General features: G+C 41.1%; 27 protein-coding genes and 4 pseudogenes. 3 read left to right on the forward strand and 28 right to left on the reverse strand.

What is annotated here, in order from left to right; genetic code table 11:
• Positions 1-10: 10 nt before the first annotated feature.
• From nusB to ABEV15_RS00295, 17 genes are all read right to left on the reverse strand, one after another.
• On the reverse strand, positions 11-397 hold the full coding sequence (gene nusB, locus ABEV15_RS00215) for a transcription antitermination factor NusB (protein ID WP_429634142.1): 387 nt from the start codon (positions 395-397) through the stop codon (positions 11-13).
• Between the two features lie 122 nt (positions 398-519).
• Positions 520-915, reverse strand: coding sequence for an Asp23/Gls24 family envelope stress response protein (locus ABEV15_RS00220; RefSeq protein WP_429634140.1), 396 nt, complete (start codon positions 913-915; stop codon positions 520-522).
• Between the two features lie 21 nt (positions 916-936).
• Positions 937-2289, reverse strand: coding sequence for an acetyl-CoA carboxylase biotin carboxylase subunit (accC, locus tag ABEV15_RS00225; RefSeq protein WP_498852061.1), 1353 nt, complete (start codon positions 2287-2289; stop codon positions 937-939).
• A gap of 13 nt (positions 2290-2302) precedes the next feature.
• Positions 2303-2797: an acetyl-CoA carboxylase biotin carboxyl carrier protein gene (accB, locus tag ABEV15_RS00230; protein WP_429634136.1), complete on the reverse strand. Its 495-nt coding sequence runs from the start codon at positions 2795-2797 to the stop codon at positions 2303-2305.
• A gap of 187 nt (positions 2798-2984) precedes the next feature.
• Positions 2985-3620 carry a SpoIIIAH-like family protein gene (locus ABEV15_RS00235; protein WP_498852062.1) on the reverse strand — a complete coding sequence of 212 codons (636 nt, stop codon included), beginning with the start codon at positions 3618-3620 and terminating at the stop codon, positions 2985-2987.
• A gap of 12 nt (positions 3621-3632) precedes the next feature.
• Complete coding sequence (spoIIIAG, locus tag ABEV15_RS00240) at positions 3633-4199, reverse strand: stage III sporulation protein AG (RefSeq protein WP_429634132.1); 567 nt, start codon at positions 4197-4199, stop codon at positions 3633-3635.
• A 6-nt stretch (positions 4200-4205) separates the two neighbouring features.
• Positions 4206-4775, reverse strand: a complete 570-nt coding sequence (spoIIIAF, locus tag ABEV15_RS00245) for a stage III sporulation protein AF (RefSeq protein ID WP_429634130.1) — start codon at positions 4773-4775, stop codon at positions 4206-4208.
• Between the two features lie 15 nt (positions 4776-4790).
• A complete protein-coding gene (gene spoIIIAE, locus ABEV15_RS00250) occupies positions 4791-5951 on the reverse strand; it encodes a stage III sporulation protein AE (RefSeq protein ID WP_429634128.1) in 1161 nt (386 codons plus the stop codon).
• A gap of 4 nt (positions 5952-5955) precedes the next feature.
• Complete coding sequence (gene spoIIIAD / locus ABEV15_RS00255; protein ID WP_429634164.1) at positions 5956-6357, reverse strand: stage III sporulation protein AD; 402 nt, start codon at positions 6355-6357, stop codon at positions 5956-5958.
• A 6-nt stretch (positions 6358-6363) separates the two neighbouring features.
• Positions 6364-6570, reverse strand: coding sequence for a stage III sporulation protein AC (gene spoIIIAC / locus ABEV15_RS00260; RefSeq protein ID WP_004889589.1), 207 nt, complete (start codon positions 6568-6570; stop codon positions 6364-6366).
• A gap of 15 nt (positions 6571-6585) precedes the next feature.
• Complete coding sequence (gene spoIIIAB / locus ABEV15_RS00265) at positions 6586-7098, reverse strand: stage III sporulation protein SpoIIIAB (protein ID WP_429634126.1); 513 nt, start codon at positions 7096-7098, stop codon at positions 6586-6588.
• Positions 7099-8025, reverse strand: a complete 927-nt coding sequence (gene spoIIIAA, locus ABEV15_RS00270; protein WP_498852063.1) for a stage III sporulation protein AA — start codon at positions 8023-8025, stop codon at positions 7099-7101. It lies immediately after the preceding gene.
• A gap of 14 nt (positions 8026-8039) precedes the next feature.
• Positions 8040-8312 (reverse strand): YqhV family protein, encoded by a 273-nt coding sequence (locus tag ABEV15_RS00275; RefSeq protein ID WP_429634122.1) that lies wholly within the window; start codon positions 8310-8312, stop codon positions 8040-8042.
• Positions 8313-8448: 136 nt separating this feature from the next.
• Positions 8449-9006, reverse strand: coding sequence for an elongation factor P (gene efp, locus ABEV15_RS00280; protein ID WP_004889583.1), 558 nt, complete (start codon positions 9004-9006; stop codon positions 8449-8451).
• A gap of 18 nt (positions 9007-9024) precedes the next feature.
• Positions 9025-10086 carry a M24 family metallopeptidase gene (locus tag ABEV15_RS00285; protein ID WP_429634120.1) on the reverse strand — a complete coding sequence of 354 codons (1062 nt, stop codon included), beginning with the start codon at positions 10084-10086 and terminating at the stop codon, positions 9025-9027.
• A 2-nt stretch (positions 10087-10088) separates the two neighbouring features.
• The gene (aroQ, locus tag ABEV15_RS00290) at positions 10089-10535 is read right to left on the reverse strand and encodes a type II 3-dehydroquinate dehydratase (RefSeq protein ID WP_498852064.1); all 447 of its coding nucleotides are present in this window, start codon (positions 10533-10535) and stop codon (positions 10089-10091) included.
• A 38-nt stretch (positions 10536-10573) separates the two neighbouring features.
• The gene (locus ABEV15_RS00295; RefSeq protein WP_429634116.1) at positions 10574-11137 is read right to left on the reverse strand and encodes a YqhR family membrane protein; all 564 of its coding nucleotides are present in this window, start codon (positions 11135-11137) and stop codon (positions 10574-10576) included.
• Between the two features lie 117 nt (positions 11138-11254).
• Between ABEV15_RS00295 and ABEV15_RS00300 the strand changes: the two genes are divergently transcribed.
• A complete protein-coding gene (locus ABEV15_RS00300) occupies positions 11255-12184 on the forward strand; it encodes a DUF1385 domain-containing protein (RefSeq protein WP_498852065.1) in 930 nt (309 codons plus the stop codon).
• A 20-nt stretch (positions 12185-12204) separates the two neighbouring features.
• Complete coding sequence (locus tag ABEV15_RS00305) at positions 12205-12546, forward strand: SA1362 family protein (RefSeq protein ID WP_498852066.1); 342 nt, start codon at positions 12205-12207, stop codon at positions 12544-12546.
• A gap of 15 nt (positions 12547-12561) precedes the next feature.
• On the opposite strand, the gene ABEV15_RS00310 is transcribed toward ABEV15_RS00305, so the two are convergent.
• The 8 genes and pseudogenes from ABEV15_RS00310 to ABEV15_RS00345 form a co-directional block, all read right to left on the reverse strand.
• Positions 12562-13440, reverse strand: coding sequence for a patatin-like phospholipase family protein (locus ABEV15_RS00310; RefSeq protein ID WP_498852067.1), 879 nt, complete (start codon positions 13438-13440; stop codon positions 12562-12564).
• A 75-nt stretch (positions 13441-13515) separates the two neighbouring features.
• Positions 13516-13944 (reverse strand): transcriptional regulator MntR, encoded by a 429-nt coding sequence (gene mntR, locus ABEV15_RS00315; protein ID WP_429634108.1) that lies wholly within the window; start codon positions 13942-13944, stop codon positions 13516-13518.
• Positions 13945-14015: 71 nt separating this feature from the next.
• Positions 14016-14111, reverse strand: a pseudogene (locus tag ABEV15_RS00320) (spore photoproduct lyase family protein); the annotation flags it as partial.
• A 158-nt stretch (positions 14112-14269) separates the two neighbouring features.
• A pseudogene (locus ABEV15_RS00325) lies at positions 14270-15394 on the reverse strand (ribonucleotide reductase barrel domain-containing protein); the annotation flags it as partial.
• A gap of 60 nt (positions 15395-15454) precedes the next feature.
• Positions 15455-16390, reverse strand: a complete 936-nt coding sequence (locus tag ABEV15_RS00330) for a PDDEXK family nuclease (RefSeq protein ID WP_004889570.1) — start codon at positions 16388-16390, stop codon at positions 15455-15457.
• A 201-nt stretch (positions 16391-16591) separates the two neighbouring features.
• A pseudogene (locus ABEV15_RS00335) lies at positions 16592-17245 on the reverse strand (ribonucleotide reductase barrel domain-containing protein); the annotation flags it as partial.
• Positions 17246-17692: 447 nt separating this feature from the next.
• Positions 17693-18478: pseudogene (locus tag ABEV15_RS00340) on the reverse strand (ribonucleotide reductase N-terminal alpha domain-containing protein); the annotation flags it as partial.
• Between the two features lie 159 nt (positions 18479-18637).
• On the reverse strand, positions 18638-19474 hold the full coding sequence (locus ABEV15_RS00345; RefSeq protein ID WP_429634102.1) for a lipoate--protein ligase family protein: 837 nt from the start codon (positions 19472-19474) through the stop codon (positions 18638-18640).
• 125 nt (positions 19475-19599) lie between these two features.
• Between ABEV15_RS00345 and ABEV15_RS00350 the strand changes: the two genes are divergently transcribed.
• Positions 19600-19974, forward strand: a complete 375-nt coding sequence (locus ABEV15_RS00350) for a rhodanese-like domain-containing protein (protein WP_498852068.1) — start codon at positions 19600-19602, stop codon at positions 19972-19974.
• 114 nt (positions 19975-20088) lie between these two features.
• Here ABEV15_RS00350 and ABEV15_RS00355 read toward each other — a convergent pair whose 3' ends face one another.
• The 3 genes from ABEV15_RS00355 to ABEV15_RS00365 are packed head-to-tail and all read right to left on the reverse strand — an operon-like array spanning position 20089 to position 22627.
• Complete coding sequence (locus ABEV15_RS00355; protein ID WP_285517039.1) at positions 20089-20622, reverse strand: hypothetical protein; 534 nt, start codon at positions 20620-20622, stop codon at positions 20089-20091.
• 21 nt (positions 20623-20643) lie between these two features.
• Entirely contained in the window at positions 20644-21954 is a 1311-nt protein-coding gene (locus tag ABEV15_RS00360; RefSeq protein ID WP_004889564.1) for a sensor histidine kinase, read from the reverse strand.
• Positions 21947-22627, reverse strand: a complete 681-nt coding sequence (locus tag ABEV15_RS00365; RefSeq protein WP_004889563.1) for a response regulator transcription factor — start codon at positions 22625-22627, stop codon at positions 21947-21949. The genes ABEV15_RS00360 and ABEV15_RS00365 overlap by 8 nt, the downstream gene beginning before the upstream one ends.
• Between the last annotated feature and the right edge of the window lie 9 nt (positions 22628-22636).

The raw sequence follows: 22636 nt of genomic DNA on the forward strand, positions 1-22636 counted from the left end.
CCTTTTTCGTTTAAGACAATGTTTCTTTTATTTTTGCAAGCACGCCATTAATAAAGCGACTTGATTTTTCATCACCAAATACTTTTGCTAGCTCAACCGCTTCATCTATGCTTACACTTAGCGGAATATCATCCATATACTTCATTTCAAATACAGCCATGCGTAAAATGGAGCGATCGACGTTAGCAACACGTTCTAACGTCCATTTTTCTAAATGTTGACGCAATATGTCGTCAATCTCTTTTTGATGCTCAACGACACCAAAAACGAGCGTTTCCATAAATGGATCCGTTTCCGTTTCAACGACGTTCGCGATCGCTGCGTGCGGCTCAATGTCTCCAACGTCAATTTGAAACAATGCTTGCAACGCTTTTTCTCTTGCTGTATGCCGTTTCATGACCAAACCCCTTTCTATCATATTGTCGAAAATTATATCATGATCATACCATATTTCGCCGAAAGAAAACACTCACACATCAAAAAAGGGCGATCTCATAAACGAGATGGCCCTTTCTCTTATTACTCGACTTCCGCCTCTACTTTGGGTGTTTCAAATTGAACGCCAACAACATGAACGTTCACTTCAGCTGTTTCTAATCCTGTCATCGTCAATAATGCTTGACGTACGTTTTCTTGGATTTTTTGTGAGACGTTCGGAATCGATACGCCAAAATTCATCACACAATAAATATCAATGACAATGCCGCGGTCTGTTAAATCGACTTTTACGCCTTTGCCATGATTTTTTTTGCCTAATCGCTCAACGACACCAGCCGCAAAGTTGCCGCGCATTTGCGCTACACCTTCAATTTCAGAAGCGGCAATACCTGCGATGACTTCAATAACTTCTGGCGCAATTTCCACTCTGCCTAGACTGTTATGTCCATTTCCCATTTCTAATACATGTTCAGACATAGCGAATCCCCTCCTTTATCTTTAAGAGTTCATTATATCGTATGTTTCTAAAAACTTTGTATTAAAGTTTCCTTCGACAAATTTTTCATGCTCAAGCAGTTTTAAATGAAACGGAATCGTCGTATGGATGCCTTCGATGACAAATTCACTTAAGGCACGTTTCATACGGGCAATCGCTTCTTCACGCGTCGGTGCATGAACAATCAGTTTGGCAATCATCGAATCGTAGTATGGCGGAATCGTATAGCCAGGATAAGCAGCTGAATCGACTCGTACACCAAATCCACCCGGCGGCAAATACATTTGTATTTTTCCAGCTGAAGGCATAAAGTTTTTCGCAGGATTTTCCGCATTGATTCGGCATTCGATGGCCCAGCCGTTAAATGTGACGTCTTCCTGCTTCAGCGTCAACTTCTCACCTGATGCCACGCGAATTTGTTCTTTTATTAAATCCACGCCTGTCACCATTTCAGTTACTGGATGTTCAACTTGAATGCGCGTATTCATCTCCATAAAATAAAACTGACGATTGCGATAGTCGTAAATAAATTCGACTGTTCCTGCCCCTGTATAATGAACCGCTCGGGCTGCTTTGACAGCTGCTTCCCCCATTTTTTGACGCATGTCTTCATCAAGAACTGGGGATGGCGTTTCTTCCAACAATTTTTGCAAACGACGCTGGATCGTACAATCACGCTCTCCGAGGTGAATGACGTTTCCATATGAGTCTGCTAGCACTTGAATTTCAACATGTCGGAAATCTTCAATGTATTTTTCAATATATACCCCCGGATTTCCAAACGCGGTTGCCGCTTCTTGCTGCGTGATCGTAATGCCTTTGATAAGCTCTTGCTCATTTCGAGCGACGCGAATCCCTTTTCCGCCACCGCCTGCGGTTGCCTTAATAATAACAGGATACCCGATTTCATTCGCTAGCGCAATTGCCTTATCGATACTTTCAATAATTCCTTGTGAACCTGGAACGATTGGTACTCCAGCTTGTCTCATCGTTTCACGTGCGACATCTTTTGTACCCATTTTTGTAATTGCTTCCGGACTCGGTCCGACAAACGTAATATTACATTCCCGACAAAGTTCAGCGAAATCAGCGTTTTCAGCTAAAAATCCATATCCCGGATGAATGGCATCGCATTGTGTTAACGTCGCCACGCTCATTAGATTTGTAAAGTTTAAATAGCTGTCTTTTGATGTTTTCGGACCGATGCAATATGCTTCGTCTGCCAATTGGACATGAAGCGCTTCGCGATCCGCCTCCGAAAATACAGCGACTGTCTCAATGCCAAGTTCTTTGCACGCCCGAATAATTCGAACAGCAATTTCCCCACGGTTGGCAATTAACAATTTTTTTATCATGACCATCGCTCCTTTATTCAGGCTTCACAAGGAATAAAGGTTGTCCATATTCAACGAGCTGGCCGTTTTTCACAAGCACCTCTACAATTTCCCCATCGACTTCTGCTTCAATTTCGTTAAATAACTTCATCGCCTCAACAATACATACAATCGTATCTTTTTTCACTTTATCGCCAACTTTGACGTAAGGTGCTGCATCTGGTGATGGTGCCGCATAAAACGTACCGACCATCGGCGATGTGATTGTATGTAAATTTTCTGTTGAAACAGCTTGTTTTTCCGGTTTTACTTCTTCTTTCACTTCTACTTTTTCGACAACCGATGCTGGTTGTTGCTGAACAACAGCAGCTTGTGGCACGTCCACTTTCGATGCAGCAACGACAACTTGTTCGGCTGCTCCAGCTTTTTTCATTTTAATTTTTGAACCATCATGTTCGTATACAAACTCGACGATATTTGAATCATTGACTAATCGAATTAATTCGCGAATTTCTTGGATTTTCAACATAAACCTACACCCCTCAACCCATCATTTGTAGAAAAAGATTATACAATACCATGATACGACACACCTTTTCCATTATTCAATAAAATGATAAAAAAATGTTAGGAATTTTATATCTGGTCATAAAAACAATTATTATATAGTATTATAAAATTCACTTTCAACCGAAAAAAAATAACCGGATGTCCGGTTATTTTTGGAATCGAACAGCTACATCTTGAACGCGACCAAGTTCACTTTGAACGAGCTGAATAATTTCGTTGGCTGCTTTTTCCGAATGTTCTTTCGCTTTTACAGTAATATGCACTTGATTTTCATGGGCGCGAACAAGGGCATCGTCATATCCTTTTGATTTAATTAACGTTTCTAACACTGCTTCTTTTTCTGCAATATTGGAAAGTTGTTGCAACTGGTCAATCGCTTTGTTTTTCTCTTCAGCAGATACGTTATTGGAAGCGACAATCGCGTTCAATTCTTGGCGCAATTTGCTTCGCTCATCTTCAATTTCTAGTCGAAGTGCTGTAAATAAATCATCGCTTGTTGCATTGTTTTGTTCGACAGTCACTTCTTCTTCGTTCGCCACTTCTCCTTCGTTCGCCACTTCTCCTTCGTTCGCCACTTCTTCTTCGTTGGCCACTTCTCCCTCGTTCGCCACTTCTTCTTGCATCGCTTCATCCGTCGGTTTTAAATCTTTTTCATTGTTTGCTTCTTCTTTTTGCTCGAACGCCACTTCCTCTGTAAGCTGAGGACTTGTTACATAATACACCGATAAAACGACAACTAAACTAAACATCGTTAATAACCAAACTGTTTGCTTTTTCAACATATGTTCTCCCCCTTATTTTTTTGGTAAAACAGCAACACGATGGCTCGGAACGTTTAACGTTCGCGTCACCGCTTCGACAATCCATTTTTTCACTTGCACTTGATCGGCTCCTTTTGCCACGACGAGCACACCGCGAATGTCTGGCTTTTTCGTTTGTAAAATAAGCGGTGTTTCTTCGTCCCCTTTGCGCACGATCACGACTTTTTCGTCTGCTGACTCATCTTCAATTTGGCGCTTTCCGCCTTCTTTATCTTCTTCCACCGTTCGTTTTTTCTGAACGGTCACATTTTTTTCTAACACATTTTGTTCTGTCGCATCGACATTTACAATGACTTTTACTTCACCAACACCAACAATCGCTTCCAACGCTTCTTTAAGTTGTTGTTCATATCTCTGTTCATAATCCGCAATTTGTTTTAGTTTTTTTTCTTCATCGGTTTGGCGAAATACAGCTTGAGTCGTTTCTTGTTGAACTTTTTTCGACGATGAAAAGTTGAACACGTTGCCAAATATCATAAATGATAAACCGACAACTAAAATAAGCGCTATTAAACCATTTTTTTCAATCCATTGTTTCACCCCTCCCTACTCCCTCCTTTCTAGGCGAATCGTGATCGTTTGTGGGTCTACTCCCCACATGTTTGCTAAAAAGCGAGCGATGTCATCATGTTCATTTGTTATTTGTGGCGATGACTCAATGCGAATCGGTTTGACAACAGAACTTGTTTCTTCTGCTAATTCAACCGTAATCGCCTCAATCGGAGGGGGGTTTTGTTCCGTCTCCCCTATCGTCAATGAAATGTCCGTCACCGTTAAACCATATGTGCGCATCAACTCCTCAGCCGCGATGTTCTTCAGCTGGACAGCCATTTGTTCTAAAATATATGCACGTTGTGAGGCTTGTATTTCTTTTTTCTTAGTTTCAATGTTATTTTCAAGCGCTTCATTTTGTTGTTGCTGAAGCGAAGCAAGCCATGTATCTACATCTCCGTGAAACAAACGAAAAAGCGGAGAAAACAAGATGAAAATAAACAACAAACCGACAACCATTTTGACATACTTTTGAAACGAGCCGTTTGGCAAAATCAAGTCAATAATTACGACTAGCAAGATGAATGTAATGATATGGGAAATCCATTCGGTCAATAGTTCCACAACGCCTATCTCCTTTCAGCGAACCATCATCGTTAAATTTCCTGCTGCAATAATGACAGTCATACTTAAGAAAAACATAAGCGATACGATCATAAGAGCGACGAGCACGTACATGATACTTTTGCTCATCACGCTTAAGCAGGAAATGACGATGCCGCCTCCCATCGGCTGTAAGATCGCTGCTGCTAGTTGATAAATAATAGCAATAACTAAAATTTTGAGCGCTGGAAACGCTGCAATGAAAAGCAATAAAGCGACACCGAACAAGCCAACTGTATTTTTTAACAAGACGGAAGCGGTCACGACTGTATCTGCCGCATCCGTAAACATTCGCCCGATAATCGGAATAAAATTTCCTGCCATAAATTTAGCTGCTCGTATCGCCACTCCATCAGCAATCGCCGTTGTCGCTCCTTTGACGGACAACACACCGAAGAAAATAGTTAACATGACCGCTAGTGAACCGATGCTAATGTTGCGCAACAAATCCGCTAATTTTGTTACTTTATAATGTTCGCTCAATAAACTGACGATGCTCAAAATCGTCGCTAAAAATAATAGCGGCAACGAGAAATGCTCAATGACGGTTCCTGTGATATTCATAAAAAACAGTACAATCGGGTGAAAAAAAGCAACGGATACAACGCCTCCTGATGACGCCATAAGCGCAAGTAAAATCGGCAAAAGAGCAATCATAAAACTTGTCATCGTCTGAATCGCTTCTTTCGCGTATGTGACAGCAAGGTGAAAGCTATTTAACGCAATAATCATAAGCACCATATAAACAACCGCATGAGCGACTTTACTGACGGCATGGTGGGAAAAGGCGTTTTGTAGTGATTGTAAAAATAAGCTAAATACCGTTAATAAAATGAGCGTGCCGAGCAATTTTCCATTCGCCATAAGCTCGTACAATAAAAATTTGATCAACGCTTGCAACCATTCGCTGAGCGACAGTTCTTTCTCTCCGTTAATAAACTGCCAAAAAGATCCTTTTTGACTTTCTGGCAATAGCCCGCCATACTGTTGGACAATATCATCCCAATATTGTTTAATGGACTCAACGCCAACTTGTTCTGCTTGTTGTTTCACAAGTTCATTCGTTGGTGGCGAAGCTTGTACAACGGAAGGCAAGAAAAAGAGAAGAAAGAAAAATAAGATGGGAGCGCGCCTCATGTCATCACCCCTTCATCGGAAGAAAACTTAAAATCGTTTCGATTAGAGCAGTTAAAATCGGAATCGCCATCGCCAAAATTAAAATTTTTCCACCAAGTTCAATTTTTCCAGCGATCGCTCCTTGTCCCGCATCTTTCGAAATTTGTGCGCCAAACTCAGCAATATAAGCAATGCCGATAATTTTTAAAATCGTTTCGACGTACACCGTTTGGACGTGCGCTTCGTTTGCTAACGTTTGAACCATGCGAAAAATATCTTGAATGCGATCAATTAAAAATAAAAAAATAACAGTTCCGACAAAAATGGTTAACAAAAGTGAAATATTCGATTTATGTTCGTTTAAAATCGTCACTAAAAATGTAGCAATTAGCCCAAGCCCGACAATTTGCAAAATATCAATGGGTATTCCCTCCTAACTTTGAAACAAAAAAACAGATTTAATTTTTTGAAATAAATCTTGAACAATCGAAATGACTAAAAACAAAATATAAATAAAACCTAATAATGTGACCCATTGAGCATATTCCTTTTTCCCGAATCCTTCTAGCACAGTATGCAAAAAAGCAACGACAATGCCCACACCAGCAATGCGGAAAATTAAATCAACGTCAACGCCCATTTTGAATGTCCTCCTCTATATGAGTAAAAGCACGATGAGAATGCCCGTTAATACGCCTAAACTTTTCATCATTTTTTCATAGCGCTGTTGCTTTTCGATGGCATCTCCTTCTTCTCTCTCTAAATGCACCATCGTTAAACGAATGTAATTTTGTTGAATTTCATGATCGTATTGTCCAAGCGTCTCGCCAAACTGTTTCATAATCTCGAACTCTCCTTGTTTTAAGGCGGTCATTTTCCATATTTCATGTAAACTTTCTTCCCACGCTTGGCGAGCGTTCATCGTTCCTTTTTGTAACTTTTGCGCAAACGTTTCAAACAACCATGACAACGGTTTCGATAGTTGCTGTGATAATCGAAACGCAGCATCCATCAACGGCGTATGCCCGTACATAATTTCTGCTTCAAGCGACTGCAACGCCATTTTTAATTGCCGCAACTGTCTTGTGCGCTCACGTAAAAGTCGCGAAGCTTCAAAACCAGACCATGTCGTCGCCAATATAATGCATATCGCTCCAATCCATTTCATTCACATCACGCCCATCTTTCGGTATATATCGCGACCGTTTTGATCGCGAATGGTTTGAATCGTTCCTGGACGACCGATATTTGTCAATTCAACAAACCGTTCAAATACAGCTTGTTCTATAATCGGACGCAGCGATGGACGCTTCATCATATCGTCTAGATGGCGACCGTGAGCCGTCATAAATAAACCTACTCCGGCATGAACCGCTTCTAAAATAGCCGTGCAATCCGCTTCGCTTCCAATTTCATCGACAACAAGAACGTCCGGGCTCATCGAACGAATCATCATCATCATCCCTTCTGCTTTTGGGCATGCATCGAGCACATCAACGCGATAACCGAATGTAAATTGCGGAATACCTTTAACACAACCGGCAATTTCTGAACGTTCATCAACGATGCCTACTTTTTTTGAAGGAATGTGTCGCTCTTTTATCCCTATGCTAATCATGCGTGCGATATCACGAAGAAGCGTTGTTTTTCCTGTTTGCGGTGCCCCAATGATCATCGTATTAAGCCATCGTCCATCGTATAAATAAGGAAGGAGCGGGTCAGCGATGCCGATTTGTTGCCGAGCCATTCGAATATTAAATGATGTAATATGTCGGATCGCTTTTACTTTTCCGTCTTCTGTAATCACTTTTCCAGCTAAACCGACTCGATGCCCTCCTTGAATCGTAATGTATCCCTTTTTCAACTCTTCTTCGATCGTATAAAGAGAATATTGGCTTAATTTATTTAATAGTTCGATGCCTTCTTCCATTTGTACGACATGGGGACATATGTACGACCTCCCACTAACGATCACTTCAAGTGGTCGATGAATCCGAATGCGAATTTCTTCCATCGTGGCGAACTGGGAAGCAATAGGCAACGATTGGATTGCATGAACGAACGTTTTAGGCAACAGATCAAACACCGCTTGCATCCTCTTTCCTCCCTTCATTTCACAACATAAATACCGATCAATATACATACAACTCCAGCGCCGATCCATACGAGCTTAAACAATGACAACTCATTCGCCACTGCAACAAGCCCAACCATCATGACAATTAAAAAAATGGTCGGTCCAACAACTGCGAGCAATGTATTGACCGCAATCGCCTTTTTTACATCATTCAGCGACAACATGACAATTGCTGCGCTTAATTCAATCGCTGCAGATAAAAACCGTAAACCTGCCATCGTCCAAACAGTCGCATCAATTTTCATCGCATCCTCCTTGTACAACGGTGCTAGTACAACGTATGCGGAAATGGGACAATTCAGAAGTATAGAGAGGAAAAATTCGCGAGGAATGTGTTTGCAAATAAAAAATCGCCCCGCTTTTTCGCAGGACGATTCTTTATTACGCACGTGATACGTATGTGCCGTCTGTTGTGTTAATAATTAATACATCGCCTTCGTTGACGAAGAAAGGTACTTGAACGACAAGACCTGTTTCTAACGTTGCTGGTTTGGAGCCACCTGATGCCGTATCACCTTTAATGCCTGGCTCTGTTTCGACAACTTTTAACTCAACTGTATTTGGCAATTCGACACCAATCGTTTCGCCTTGATACATCATAATAAATACTTCCATGTTTTCTTTTAAAAACTTTAATTCATGTTCAATTTGTTTTGCAGGCAGTTCAATTTGCTCATATGATTCCATATCCATGAACACATGTTGATCGCCGTTTGCATATAAATATTGCATTTTGCGGTTGTCGATTTGTGCTTTGTTTACTTTTTCACCGGCGCGGAATGTTTTTTCTTGAATCGCGCCTGTGCGCAAGTTACGAAGTTTTGAGCGAACGAACGCTGCACCTTTTCCTGGTTTAACATGTTGGAATTCGATGACGCGCCAAATGTCACCGTCGACTTCAATCGTTAAGCCTGTACGAAAATCGTTTACTGAAATCATGTTCATTTCCTCCTACGTCTATAAAATGATGAGTTCTTTTGGTGAAAGAGTGAGCCGCTCATTGCCGTTTTCTGTAATGACGATGTCGTCTTCAATGCGGACACCGCCTAATCCCGCTATGTAAATGCCTGGTTCAACCGTCACAACCATCCCCGGCTGTAGCACTGTATCCGAACGCATCGAAAGCGCTGGCATTTCATGCACTTCCATGCCGAGCCCATGTCCTGTGGAATGCCCAAAATATTCGCCAAATCCGCAAGCAGAAATGTAATCGCGTGTGAGCGCATCTGCCTCTCGCCCTGTCATCCCCGGGCGAATGTGTTCAACACCGCGAAGCTGGGCTTGCAGTACGACATCATATATGCGCTTTAATTCATCGCTTACATCTCCAACTGCAACCGTTCTCGTAATATCGGAGCAATATCCTTTATAGTATGCGCCAAAATCAAGCGTGACGAACTCGCCTTTCTCAATCACTTTCTCTGTCGCCACCCCATGTGGCAATGCTGAGCGCACACCAGAGGCAACGATGATGTCAAACGATGAACTTGTCGCTCCTTGTTTGCGCATAAAAAATTCCAACTCATTCGCCACGTCTATTTCACGCACACCCGGGCGAATAAAATCGAGAATATGGCGAAAAGCGGCATCGGCAATCTCGGCTGCTTCCTTTAATATCTTAATCTCTGATTCCGACTTAATCAAGCGTAACTTTTCAACTGCGCTTGAAACCGGAACGAGCGTTGCTTTGATCGCTTTTTCATACGCTGAAAACGTTGCATATGAAAGATCGTCTTGCTCAAATCCAAGCTTTTTGATGCCTAAGCGCTCGACTTGTTTCGCCACTTCTTCAATAAGCGTTTGTGTATGTTGGACAATTTCATATCCTTCAATTTGTCTTGTTGCTTGCTCAACGTAACGAAAATCGGTAATAAATACTGCCTCTGTTTCGCTAATTAGAGCAACCCCTGCTGTTCCTGTAAAATTCGTCATATAGCGACGGTTATAGTCGTTTGTAATAAGAAATCCGTCAATGTCATGCTCAGCAAATTGCGCACGAAGTTTTTGTACTTTATCCAATGTTATTTCCCCTTCCCTTCAACCATATCAAGCAACGCCAAAATCGCCAATCGATACCCGTTCACACCGAGCCCGACAATTTGCCCAGCTGTTACGGGAGCGATGACAGAATGATGACGAAACGGCTCTCTAGCGTGAATGTTTGAAATATGTACTTCAATGACTGGCGTTTGTACGCTTGCAATCGCATCGCGCAGCGCATAACTATAATGCGTAAACGCTCCTGGATTAAAGACAATGCCGTCATATAACGATTCCGCCCGATGAATTTGGTCAATTAACGCCCCTTCATAATTGCTTTGATAGCAAGTTAACTCCGCCCCATATTCACCAGCAAATTCCGTTAACTGTTTTTCTAGTTGAGCAAGTGTCGTATGCCCGTAAATGTGCGGCTCCCTCATACCGAGACGATTTAAGTTCGGACCGTTTAAAAGGAGGAATCGAACCATTCCCCCTCTCCCCCCTTTGCTGATCAAAATACATATGGTTATTTTACCACATTGACCTGTTTTTGTCGCCCCATCTCTGCAACTTCAAATGAAATGGAATAACCGATAAACATTCCATATAGAATGTAAAAACATATCATCGTGATGACGGTATTTCGCTCAAGCTGGGGAACAGCTTTTAACTGTGGAAAAATCGGATTTAATACATAAAAAACAAGCACCCATAATGCGAGACCGAAAGCAACGCCCGGCCAAACGCCTTGGCGATTTTTTAAAAAAGCGTAGTACGCAAACGCAACAATGATAGAAGCAAGTCCAATGACTAAAATGGCAATCGTCTGACCGAGTGCCCCATTTTTCCAATCACCGATTGCCCACGGCTGCAAAATAAAATTTGGCGCTACTTCTGTAAAATGAAAAAAATAAGCACAATATGCGAGGAAGCTCCAAAATACTCCTCCAATAAAACCGATCAACGCAACTTTTGCTAAAACAGGCATTTGCTTTTCTCTTTTGTTTTGTTCAAGTTGTGCGTCTTGTTTCGTTTTTGTTTGCACAGCTACCACCTCCGTTTTTATCTTGTCCAAAATGTTGGATCTCATGTGTATCCTTTCTCATTTTTGGCAACAATACAAATACAATCAACACATCGACCTAGAGGTTTTTGTCGTTTTCTTGTAGAATATAAGAAAAAAGAAAAAATAGGTTGGTGTCTTCTTATGAACAAAAACGTATATGGTGGGCAAGCGGTCATTGAAGGTGTCATGTTTGCAGGGCGCAATCATTACGTGACAGCCATTCGTCGCAAAGACGGTTCGATTGAATATTTTCATGTTCCACGTCAAGCAAACAAAGCGCTTTCCTCGTTAAAAAAAATTCCGTTTCTTCGCGGCATCCTTGCCATTATTGAAGCAAGTGCAAACGGATCAAAACATTTGCAGTTTTCTAGCGAACGATACGATCTCGATCCGAACGAAGATGAAACGTTGCAAACCGAAGCACCGTCCAAATGGACGATGATTTTAGGTGTTGCACTCGTCGGCGTGTTATCGTTTCTATTTGGAAAATTTATTTTTACACTTATTCCTGTATTTTTAGCGGAACTAACGCGACCGATTTTTTCATCAAATACAGCCCAAATACTCATTGAAGGGTTTTTTAAACTTCTTTTGCTTTTAGGGTATATTTACTTTATCTCGCTCACTCCACTTGTAAAACGACTGTTTCAATATCACGGGGCAGAACATAAAGTAATTAATACCTATGAAAACGGTTTGCCTTTGACGGTTGAACATGTACAAAGGCAATCTCGTCTCCATTATCGTTGTGGTAGTAGCTTCATTTTATTTACTGTCATCATCGGTGTATTTGTTTATATGTTCGTACCAACTGAACCGCTTTGGGTACGCGTGTTAAACCGACTTGCGCTTATTCCAGTCGTGTTAGGTTTGTCTTTTGAAGTGTTGCAAATGACAAATGCGTTACGAGACGTCCCGGTGTTACGTTGGCTCGGTTACCCAGGCTTATGGTTGCAGCTATTAACAACAAAAGAGCCGACTGACGATCAAGTCGAGGTAGCTATCGCATCATTTCAACGTTTGCTTGAATTAGAGGGAGAAGCGACGAAACAGCAAGAAGAAGTGGTGTAACAATAAAGGAGGTGGATCGATTGCGTCGGCGCCCATTCCCACTTATCACTTTGCTTATTATACTCGCTATTTTTGGGATTTCTTATCGTCTATGGAACGATCCCATTCAGTTGCTCAAACAAGGGCTGATCATCATTTTCGTAGTAGCTGTCTTTTACGGCATATACAAACGAATACAAAAACAACGCATGAATCATTCGTATCAAAAAGCGGTAAAACAATCAAAAAAACTCCTCCATCAAAAAACGAAGCCGACGTCGAAAAAACAGCCACGTCCAACCGCTTTAAAGAAAAAACATGCCACTCATTTAACAGTCATTGAGGGCAAAAAAGGAAAGAAAAAAAATCGGGCTTCTTTTTAACCCGATTTTTTCTTTTTAATATGTCCATGTTTTTAAAAATTGCTCTGCCCGTTCTTTTCCAAACGAAATAAGTTTCTTTTTTTCTTCATCGGTCATTGAAAAATCTGTGGCAACGACGTGTTTGATAGGGAGAAAAATAATGTCTTTCTCATGACGACGGGAAATGTATCGTTCATCGTGCGCCTCGCGCATCGTTTGAAACAACGCTTCATACAAGTCAATCGCATTATTAATTTTCTTTTTTGCTTTTTGCGCCTGACTTGCGCCTAATTTTATACCAAGAACAGGCCGTTTTTTTCGATCTTCATCGAATAAAAAAATCGGAAAATTGCTCAATAAGCCACCATCAACGACAATATGCTTCCCTTCATCTGTCTTTAACCGTACAGGCTCAAAAAAATAAGGGATGCCGGCGCTCATTCTGACCGCTTTTGCGACCGAGAAACGAAGAGGATCGATGCCATATTTCGGTAAATCATCTGGCAAAATAAGCATCGTCCCATTTGTTAAATCGGAAGCGACGACGCATAATCGTTCATGAGGCAAATCTGCAAATGTGCGCACTCCTTTTTTGCTTAGTTGTTCAGCTATCCATTGTTCAAGCTTTTTTCCTTTATATAATCCCATTTTCCGATAAAGTAAAAGCCATTTTAACCACGCATACGGAACGATTGTACGCCGCTCATCAAGAAAATCCATTAAATTGAGATCTTCCGTCATTTCCAATATTTCCTTACTTGTAAACCCTGCGGCGATAAACGAAGCAATGAGCGCACCTGCACTCGTACCGGCAAGCCGTTTAAAACGAAAGCCTTTCTTCTCAATCGCTTCATATGCTCCAATTAATGCAAATCCTTTAACGCCTCCGCCGGAAAATACACCGTCAATTTCCATGATCCTCCCCCCTCGTCATATATGTATGAGAAAAGGGATAGGTTGAGCTTAAAAAACAAAAAAAAGAACAAGCGTTTATGCCTGTTCTTGCTCGTTTTGTTTTTGAATGTTGCGAAGCGCTTCAAGACGTGATTGATCTTCTTCAAAATATTGCACTAAGTCGCCGATGCGGTCGATCGCATTCCAGCTTAAATGATGTTCGATTCCCTCAACATCACGGTAAATGTTCTCTTCATCTACGCCAATGATGCGCATAAATTGTTCAAGCAGCTCATGACGATACACGAGTCGCTTACCAATTTTTTTTCCTTTTGGGGTAAGTACGAGCCCTCGGTATTTTTCATATACTAAATATTCGTCTTTATCAAGCTTTTGCACCATTTTCGTCACAGAGGAGGGATGAACAGATAACGCTTCGGCAATATCGGATACACGGGCATATCCTTTTTCTTCGATCAATATATAAATTTGTTCAATATAATCTTCCATGCTTGGTGTTGGCATACGGTTCCCTCCTAAACAAACATCCGCAATCATTATGATTATAACATGTTTACCAAGCATGACAACTACTTACGTAAATTTGCATTCAATCGTTCAAATAGCTCAAAATATCTTTCTTCCCAGCCGTCATGCATGTAAATTGGTGCGACGATAAAGCCGAGCGGATAATGGAGCGCTTCTGGTTCAAAATAAACAAGCTGAGGAATAAATGATTTCATTCGATCACCTCCATGTTAGTATGTTTGATTGTCATGAGGTGATGAAATACAATTTTTGTTATCACTCATAATAAAAAAGGAACGGAGGGTTCCCGTCCCTTTTTCCATCACAAACCGCATTTTAATTGCGCACCGCAGCTTGTGCACGTGTTGCAGCCACCGATTTCTTCGACCGTTCCCTCGCGGCATACCGGGCAAATGTTGCCGACTTCCGAACCGATCGTGACGTCCGTTGCCCGTAAATCTGGAATCGTTTCAACGAGGGCAACTGCTCGCTTTTTCGGTTCCTCTGGAAGGAGCTCAAGCTGCTCTTCGACCACATTTTCTTCCGCTTTCAATGTCAATACTTGCGCATCGCGGCTACCGTCGACATATACTGTACCGCCTTTTGCGCCACCTCGCCATAACCGCTCGTACACTTTTTGCACTTGTTCGACCGTATAGCCGCGCGGCGCGTTCACTGTTTTCGATAGGCTGGAGTCGACCCAACGTTGAATGATGCATTGCACATCCGCATGTGCTTCTGGCGATAAATCCATGGCGGTCACAAACCAATGTGGTAAGTTGTTCGGATCCGCTTCTGGATGTTTGTCCAAATATTCTTGAACGATATCCGCCTTCACTTCAATAAACTTACCAAGACGCCCACTTCGATAATAAGAAAAGGAAAAATATGGTTCAAGTCCTGTGGACACACCGATCATGGTCCCTGTGGATCCAGTCGGAGCAACCGTTAATAAATGCGAGTTGCGAATACCGTATTTTAAAATATCTTGGCGAATATCGTCCGGCATGTTTTTCATATAACCGGTGTGAATGAACGCTTCGCGCAATTTCATCGTTTCTTCTTCTGTTTCACCGACTAAAAACGGAAAGCTTCCTTTTTCTTTTGCGAGCTCAATGGACGCACGGTACGCTGTTGTCGCGATCGTTTTAAACAGTTCGTCAACTAACTGATTGCCCTCTTCGGAGCCGTACTCTTTTTCGCAATAAATGAGCAAATCAGCTAATCCCATGACGCCAAGACCGATGCGGCGCTCCCCAAGCGCTTGCTTTTTATTTTCTTCAAGGAAATACGGGGTTGCGTCAATAACGTTATCTTGCATACGGACGCCAACTTCAACCGTACGCTTTAATTTTTCATAATCAACGACTTTCTTTTCTTTATCGACCATATTTGCCAAATTAATCGCGGCTAAATTGCACACAGAATAAGGTGCGAGTGGTTGTTCCAGTTATGTTACCCTAGGGGCTTTTTATCCCCTAGTTCTAACGGTTCATTTCCCGTTAGCTCAGCATACATCTTCATTGCACACGCTTTTCATAAATTTAATTAACTCTTTCCTTCCCCGATCTTCTCCAAATACTGATTTTGAGATGACTCTGAGATCTTTAACTTGAAATTCCCTTTCAATATCCCTAATTAAGGATTGAATAGTAGTTTTGATTTTGTTTAAAGGTGTTTTAACAACTATATCTGAGTTTTCTCTTGACCATTTAATAATATATTCCCGTATATTATGGTGTACCTCACTTCTTATTTCAACATATGTGTTTGTGGCATGCCTAATTGCCCGATGACCTGCACAAGTTCGACTGCAAAACTTTTGTTTTGAAGTAATGATAACTTTAAATATCTTTCCACACTCTTCACAAGTTCTGGTTTCTCTTGGCTTTTTTATTTTTCCTTTCTGAGCTAAACCTGACTTTTTTAATCCTTCCAACATTCTTTGTTTTGCTATACCATTAGATAGCCATAAGCTTCTAGTATGCTCTCCTATTTTCTTTTTAGTTTCCTCGTCATGTTTTAAATTATAATGACCATTAAGTTCACCATAAGCGACTTTACTAATAGTGGTATTTTCTGATTTTATCCATTCCTCAATAGTTGATGTTAAAGAAAAAGGCAATGTTTTATACAAGTCAAGCAGCTCTTCATAAGAGATTAGTTCACACTTTATATGATGCTGTTCCTCAATAATATTCAATGCTTCTCTCGCATTCTTTTTTGCGTCTTTACTTCTCGATTTAATTTCCACTATTTTAACAAGTTTTCCTTTTTGATCATATAAGAAGAAGTCGGGTTTATACAATTTATATCCAATATCAAATACACAATCTTCGTAGCTCCAAGGAATTGAGTGATGATCAAGATATTTGGCATACGCATATTCATATGAGCTCCGTAAATAATGTCCTTTATAAAAACCTGCATATCCCCTGTTCATAACGCCACCTTAATTCTCTTTAAATACGAATAATAATTAAAGCGTGTGCAATGCTGCGGCCTCGTGGGTGGATTATATTCTGCTTTCGCAGGTTCACCACCTATGCGTTGCCCCTGACTGAGTTTTTAGGCTCAGCCTTCGGTTCGGGTTAGCATCTCAGCCTCCCCGCTTAATTCCGCAGTTTTTTACGTGAGGCGATTATTCACCACACGGATTTGTTGCGACTACTTTTTGTCCGTACGCTCTTGCATTCGTCATGTCGTTGGCGTTGTCGATAAAGAAAATACCCGGTTCGGCAGAATACGTTGCGCAAATGTTGATGAGCTTCCATAGCTCGCGCGCGCGAATTTTCCGATAGACGCGAACGCGATAACCCATTTTCTCCCATTCACGTACATCGCCGACTTCATGCCATTTTTCGTTATAAATGCGCATTTCTTCTTCCGAATACGTTTCCACATCTGGAAAGCGCAATTCATACTCTTCGTCGTTTTCTACTGCTTCCATAAACTCTTTCGTTAAACAAACGGAAATGTTTGCACCTGTTAAAAAGTCTGGATTGTGCACGCTATACGTACCGCCTGTCCGCAACTTTTCTTCCGCGTCTTTAATAATTTTTTCGCTAAAACCCCCGTATCCTGGGATGTTTTTATAGTTGACGATTCCTTGATACATCGCGCGCTCTTGTTCAGTAAGTGGCGTAAACTTTAATTTTTCTTTCGCTGCTTTTTGAATGCCTTCATCCTCTGTATTTTCAAGCAAGTAGCGCAAAATGCGCGGATTTTGCATTTTTGAAATAATAAATTCAATAATGTCCGGGTGCCAATCGGCCAGCATAATCATTTGAGCGCCACGCAATTTGTTACTCACTCATTTGAGTGGGCTAGGTCATTTCTGCCTAGCTCTCTGTCTTTCGAACAGAGATCAGACTATATCATCAAAGAAGAGAATACTTGGCTATATCCTTCTTTATGGAGATCTTTTGCTTTTTTCAATATCTCTTCTTTGTCTCGCGCCTCGTAACCTCGTTGTCGAGTGTTACGATTTACTCCTTCCATGGTTCCCCTCACTCCAAACATTTTTATTTATTACATTCATTGTATGGAGAACTGTAGGAAGTTTCAATAGTCGTTGAACCTTCATCTCCGTTTCCAGAGATGCTTGGCTGCTGGTCGCCCATTGTTCCATCCAATTGATTTTTACACCGTCACGCTTGCCGTTGCCAGCTACGTTGTGGTTCAATTGGCTTTAGGGGGTTCCAGCAATTCGCGAGATTTTACTCCCGCCAATGGCACTACTTTAACGGGAGCCACCTTGTTCGACAAGATGGGTTAGTTTTGCAATGTCGTCTAGCCATGACACCGATCCGGACGATTTTCCGTTCACTCCGCGCGCAAGTGTATTGCGTGGACGAAGAGTCGAACCGTTCGTTCCTACACCGCCACCGCGGCTCATAATTTCCATCACTTGCTTTCGATGTTCAGAAATGCCTTCGCGCGAGTCTTTCACAAACGGCATGACGTAGCAGTTAAAGTACGTCACTTCTGTCCCAGAACCTGCGCCATACAATACGCGTCCAGCTGGAACAAAATTAAGGCTGACGAGCTGTTCATAAAACTTTTCAAACCACTCTTGTCGTTTCTCTTCTGTTTGCTCCACAGCCGCTAGCCCGGTTGCGTTCCGCTTCGCAATTTGTTCATAAAAAATTTCGAGTGGCTTTTCAATGACATCGAGGGAACGAACAACAATACCTGTTTTCGCTTCCTCTCCTTCCAACACATGACGATATTCTTCTTCAACGAGCACGTGTGCTTTTTTATTTTCCCAGTCCAGCTCAACGATAAATCCAAGGCCACGCGCTGGAAACTTCGGATCTTCCTTCACGGTTAAAACGACAAAATCTCCGACGCTTAACGTCAACTTTTCCGTGTCTTTAAACGAATAGCGATCGAGCATCACTAAACGCGATACACCCTTATATGTAATGTGCATCTCAGGAGTAATCGGGTGCACTTGTGGAAACATACGAATGTCTTCATTCAACTTGTCCACATTCACCGTCATTTTTTCAGAAAACGCAACCGTCATTTTTACCTCTCCTCTACCAACATAATCTTACTACATTAAACTACCATATATCGACAACAATAATCAATAAAAAAATCAATATGTAGTATGATTTTTTTAAAAACACATACTACATATTGATAATTAAGTCAAGCATTTTTTACTTGTCAAGAAAAAAATTTACCGTTTAAAATTCCATTCATCTGTTTCGTATTTGTTTTTCGCAAGTTGCTGAACGTAAGCAAGCTCATCATCTGTTAATTCATATCGTTCAAGCTGAACGTTTAAACCTTTTTCAAATCCTTTAAAAAATGCTTCTTTCGCCTCATCGATCGTAATTTTCCGATCGGTTAATTCATTCACTGCGACCGCTTTGTTTTTAAAGTTTTGTCGCAATCGCTCTTTTACTCGTTCATTCGGATACTTAAATAAGCTAAAAAGCATCTCTTCATCTAAGTCTAATAAAATCGAACCATGTTGTAAAATGACACCTTTTTGCCGCGTTTGTGCACTGCCTGCTACTTTTCTCCCTTCAACAACGAGCTCATACCAAGACGGTGCATCAAAACAAACAGCCGATCGCGGATTTTTTAAATCTGCTTTTTCTTCTTCTGTTTTCGGCACTGCAAAATACGCATCAAGTCCGAGAAAACGAAATCCTTCTAAAATGCCTTGCGAAATGACGCGATACGCCTCCGTCACCGTTTGTGGCATGTTTGGATGCGCTTCAGACACGATGACGCTATACGTCAACTCTTGATCATGAAGCACGCCACGACCACCTGTCGGCCGTCTTACAAAGCCAAGACCGTATTTTTTTACCGCTTCCATATCGATTTCTTTTTCTACTTTTTGAAAATAGCCGATTGAAAGCGTCGGTGGATTCCAACCGTAAAAACGAATCGTCGGTGGAATTTTTCCTTCGCTATGCCATTCTAACAGCGCTTCATCAAGCGCCATGTTAAATGCCGGAGAACAATTGCCTGAATCAATAAATCGCCATACTTCTTTTTCCATCTACTCCACCCTTTCCTCTATCATTTTATAGTTTAGCAGACAAGAGAAGTCAATGGAAAATGCTTTGCTTCTTGCACGAAACATTTATATAATAGACGTGGCAACGATGAAAAAGGAGGGACACCATGACAACGGTTCTTATAATTCTCGGAGCAATTATTGTGTACGCGGTAATTATGTACTTTTATCAGAAGCGAGTCGTTCAAACGCTGACGGAAGAAGAATTCCGTGCAGGCTATCGGAAAGCGCAACTCATCGATGTTCGCGAACCAGATGAATACGCTGCTGGTCACATTTTAGGAGCACGCAACATTCCGCTAACACAACTACGTTTTCGCATGAAAGAATTGCGCAAAGATCAACCAATTTACTTATATTGCCAAAATGGAATACGTAGCGGTCGCGCTGCACAAATCCTTTACCGAAAAGGCTACCGCGACTTGTACCACTTAAAAGGCGGCTTTAAAATGTGGACAGGGAAAGTGAAGAAAAAAGGATAGCAATCAAATGGAAAAAGGATAGACCAAGCGGAAAATGGCTTGATCTATCCTTCTCTGTTGTCTGTTCTTTTCCATTATGAAAACTATTTCTTGTGTGCGAAAGTTGAGCATTAATTAAGAAAAAACAATATGAAAAACCATAAAAATGCCCGATATCAATAATAAACCCATATGGGTTGCGCGAATAGAAGAGTTTCTTTTATTTTTGGCAAGTACCATACCAACAACAGCAGCAGCGGTCATCAATCCAACAGCAACCATCCCCACATATTCGTGAGCCGTTAATTCTCCCTCTGCCATGTACATCAAAATTCCGTGCGCAGCAGCTAATGTAACAGCAATTGCGCCAATTGATATATGCCATTTTGTTAATAACCGTAATAGCTGAATAAAAAATGGTTTCCCATTAGGCATAATCTTTGTGAAAAAACTAACTTTTCGCCGCAAAAGAAATAGGGTTCCCGCGGCTGCTGTGGCGGCAACCGTTCCCCATCCTAACACTTCTCCGCCTTCTTCTACAGCTTCATTTTCTTCCTCCAACTCATGCTCTTCATATTTTCTGTACTCATCATCGTCAGCAAAAACAGGCTGTTTGAAAACGATAGTAACCATTAGAATCAATCCAATCATCATCATTACTTTTCTCATAAAACTCCCTCCCATCGAAAATTATTGAATAGGTTGTGGCAGTGTAACGATAAAACAGCTTCCTTTTCCTTCTTCGCTTTGTACGCTAATCGTTCCGCCATGAGCATCAACAATCCATTGCGCAATCGAAAGTCCAATCCCATTTCCCTCATGCTGGCGCGATCTTGCTTTGTCCACGCGGTAAAAACGTTCAAAGATGCGATGCTGATGTTCTAACGGTATGCCAATCCCCGTATCACTTACTTCCATCTTTATGCTTTCCGCTTCACGCCATATATTCATCCGAACCTGTCCGTTCTCCACGTTATATTTTAGGGCGTTATCGAGCAAAATAAAAAGTAATTGCTTAATCCTTTCTTTATCGCCAAATATCGTTATGTTTTCTTGGATATTCGTAAGGAATTCTATATTTTTTTGTTCCGCTAAAGGATGGCATTTTCTTATAAGCTCACTAATCATTGGTTCCAACACAAACCATTCTTGGTTTAACTGAACAACATCGGCATCAGAGCGAGCAAGCAGCAACAAGTCATTAATTAATTTCGTCATTCTTTTCACTTCATCTTTCATGTCATACAGTATTTGCAAGGAAAATTCACTCATCTTCTCTACTTCCTCTGCTTCGATCACTTCGAGGGATGATTGAAAAATACTGATAGGTGTACGCAGTTCATGAGACGCGTTGGCAACAAACTCTTTTTGCTTCTGAAAGGACCTGACAATCGGAACCATCGCTTTTCCAGACATATAATAGCCAAGCAAGGCAGACAATCCTATAAATACGAGAGAAATCAAAATTAATATGATTAGTAGAGTTTTTACAATGTAAATTTGCATCGTAATATTGGTTCCAGTATAAATGGTTCCGATATATATACCATTTTTAAAAACGGATTTACCGGAAAGCAGCAATGATATCGTCTTTCCGCCTTGCACTTTGATTGTTTCGCGACGTACTTCTTCATTTTTCGGAATCCACTTGCGAATGATTTTTAAAATATCTTTACGCAAATCTGGAAAAGATTCATCTCCATCCAATATTTTTCCATTAGGTGTTATAACATAATAAAAGAAAGGAGCTTCCGGATTGTACTCAAGATAATCATTTCTTGCTTTTTTGCTTCTCTCATTCTTTGTGTAATAATACCAATAAAAAAGATCGTCTTTATGTTCGGCATATTCCGCTTCAGCTAATGCAATCACTTGCTGTTTTTGTTTATTTGTAATCAGTGATAACAGCAGACTATAGCTTAAGACAGTGAACGATATTAAAAAGATGACAATTAAACCTGTAAAAAGAAGAGTGAGCCGAAAGCGGATTTTTTTAAACATTTTGTCGTTCATCGCTAAGTTTATAACCTACCCCTCGAATATTTTGAATAAGAGTGCCATCGTCCCCAAGTTTTTTTCGTAAAAGACGAATAAAAGAGTCAATATTATTGCTTGTAATATCGGCATCTAACCCCCAAATGCGTTCAATAATCAGTTCACGCGGCAAAATTTGATTTGGATTGCGCATGAAAAGCTCCATTAATTGAAATTCACGATTCGTTAATTGAATCCTTTTTTCTCCTCTTTTTATGGAATGTCCGTTTAAATTAAGAGTCAAGTTTCCGATAGAAAGCTCTTCTGTTTGAAACGGTTTTGTCGCTCTTCTTGATAAAGCGCGAATTCGGGCAAAAAGCTCGGAAAACTCAAAGGGTTTTACAATATAATCATCTGCTCCTAAGTCTAGGCCGGTAACGCGGTCTTCGAGAGCATCTCTCGCTGTCAACATGAGAATTGCGCCGCTAAAGCCTTCATTGCGCAATGTCCTGCAAACTTCCGTTCCTTCTTGAATCGGCATCATCCAATCGAGAATCAGTAAATCATAGTCTGTTTGTTTTGCGAAATAATACGCGTCTTCCCCATTTTGCACCCAATCAACAACATGATTCTCTTTTTTCAGCATATGGACAACCATTTTGCCAAGCCGTACGTCATCTTCTGCCAAGAGAATATACATCTCTCCCAC

The sequence above is a fragment of the Bhargavaea massiliensis genome, from assembly GCF_050480245.1.
Classification (GTDB): Bacteria; Bacillota; Bacilli; order Bacillales; family Anoxybacillaceae; genus Anoxybacillus.

Bases quoted from the DNA above. Each gene is read 5' to 3' on its own strand.
- nusB (WP_429634142.1), bottom strand. From the start codon at position 397: ATGAAACGGCATACAGCAAGAGAAAAAGCGTTGCAAGCATTGTTTCAA.
- ABEV15_RS00220 (WP_429634140.1), bottom strand. From the start codon at position 915: ATGTCTGAACATGTATTAGAAATGGGAAATGGACATAACAGTCTAGGC.
- accC (WP_498852061.1), bottom strand. From the start codon at position 2,289: ATGATAAAAAAATTGTTAATTGCCAACCGTGGGGAAATTGCTGTTCGA.
- accB (WP_429634136.1), bottom strand. From the start codon at position 2,797: ATGTTGAAAATCCAAGAAATTCGCGAATTAATTCGATTAGTCAATGAT.
- ABEV15_RS00235 (WP_498852062.1), bottom strand. From the start codon at position 3,620: ATGTTGAAAAAGCAAACAGTTTGGTTATTAACGATGTTTAGTTTAGTT.
- spoIIIAE (WP_429634128.1), bottom strand. From the start codon at position 5,951: ATGAGGCGCGCTCCCATCTTATTTTTCTTTCTTCTCTTTTTCTTGCCT.
- spoIIIAC (WP_004889589.1), bottom strand. From the start codon at position 6,570: ATGGGCGTTGACGTTGATTTAATTTTCCGCATTGCTGGTGTGGGCATT.
- spoIIIAB (WP_429634126.1), bottom strand. From the start codon at position 7,098: ATGAAATGGATTGGAGCGATATGCATTATATTGGCGACGACATGGTCT.
- spoIIIAA (WP_498852063.1), bottom strand. From the start codon at position 8,025: ATGCAAGCGGTGTTTGATCTGTTGCCTAAAACGTTCGTTCATGCAATC.
- ABEV15_RS00275 (WP_429634122.1), bottom strand. From the start codon at position 8,312: ATGAAAATTGATGCGACTGTTTGGACGATGGCAGGTTTACGGTTTTTA.
- efp (WP_004889583.1), bottom strand. From the start codon at position 9,006: ATGATTTCAGTAAACGATTTTCGTACAGGCTTAACGATTGAAGTCGAC.
- aroQ (WP_498852064.1), bottom strand. From the start codon at position 10,535: ATGGTTCGATTCCTCCTTTTAAACGGTCCGAACTTAAATCGTCTCGGT.
- ABEV15_RS00295 (WP_429634116.1), bottom strand. From the start codon at position 11,137: ATGAGATCCAACATTTTGGACAAGATAAAAACGGAGGTGGTAGCTGTG.
- ABEV15_RS00300 (WP_498852065.1), top strand. From the start codon at position 11,255: ATGAACAAAAACGTATATGGTGGGCAAGCGGTCATTGAAGGTGTCATG.
- ABEV15_RS00310 (WP_498852067.1), bottom strand. From the start codon at position 13,440: ATGGAAATTGACGGTGTATTTTCCGGCGGAGGCGTTAAAGGATTTGCA.
- mntR (WP_429634108.1), bottom strand. From the start codon at position 13,944: ATGCCAACACCAAGCATGGAAGATTATATTGAACAAATTTATATATTG.
- ABEV15_RS00330 (WP_004889570.1), bottom strand. From the start codon at position 16,390: ATGAACAGGGGATATGCAGGTTTTTATAAAGGACATTATTTACGGAGC.
- ABEV15_RS00345 (WP_429634102.1), bottom strand. From the start codon at position 19,474: ATGGAAAAAGAAGTATGGCGATTTATTGATTCAGGCAATTGTTCTCCG.
- ABEV15_RS00350 (WP_498852068.1), top strand. From the start codon at position 19,600: ATGACAACGGTTCTTATAATTCTCGGAGCAATTATTGTGTACGCGGTA.
- ABEV15_RS00355 (WP_285517039.1), bottom strand. From the start codon at position 20,622: ATGAGAAAAGTAATGATGATGATTGGATTGATTCTAATGGTTACTATC.
- ABEV15_RS00360 (WP_004889564.1), bottom strand. From the start codon at position 21,954: ATGTTTAAAAAAATCCGCTTTCGGCTCACTCTTCTTTTTACAGGTTTA.
- ABEV15_RS00365 (WP_004889563.1), bottom strand. From the start codon at position 22,627: ATGTATATTCTCTTGGCAGAAGATGACGTACGGCTTGGCAAAATGGTT.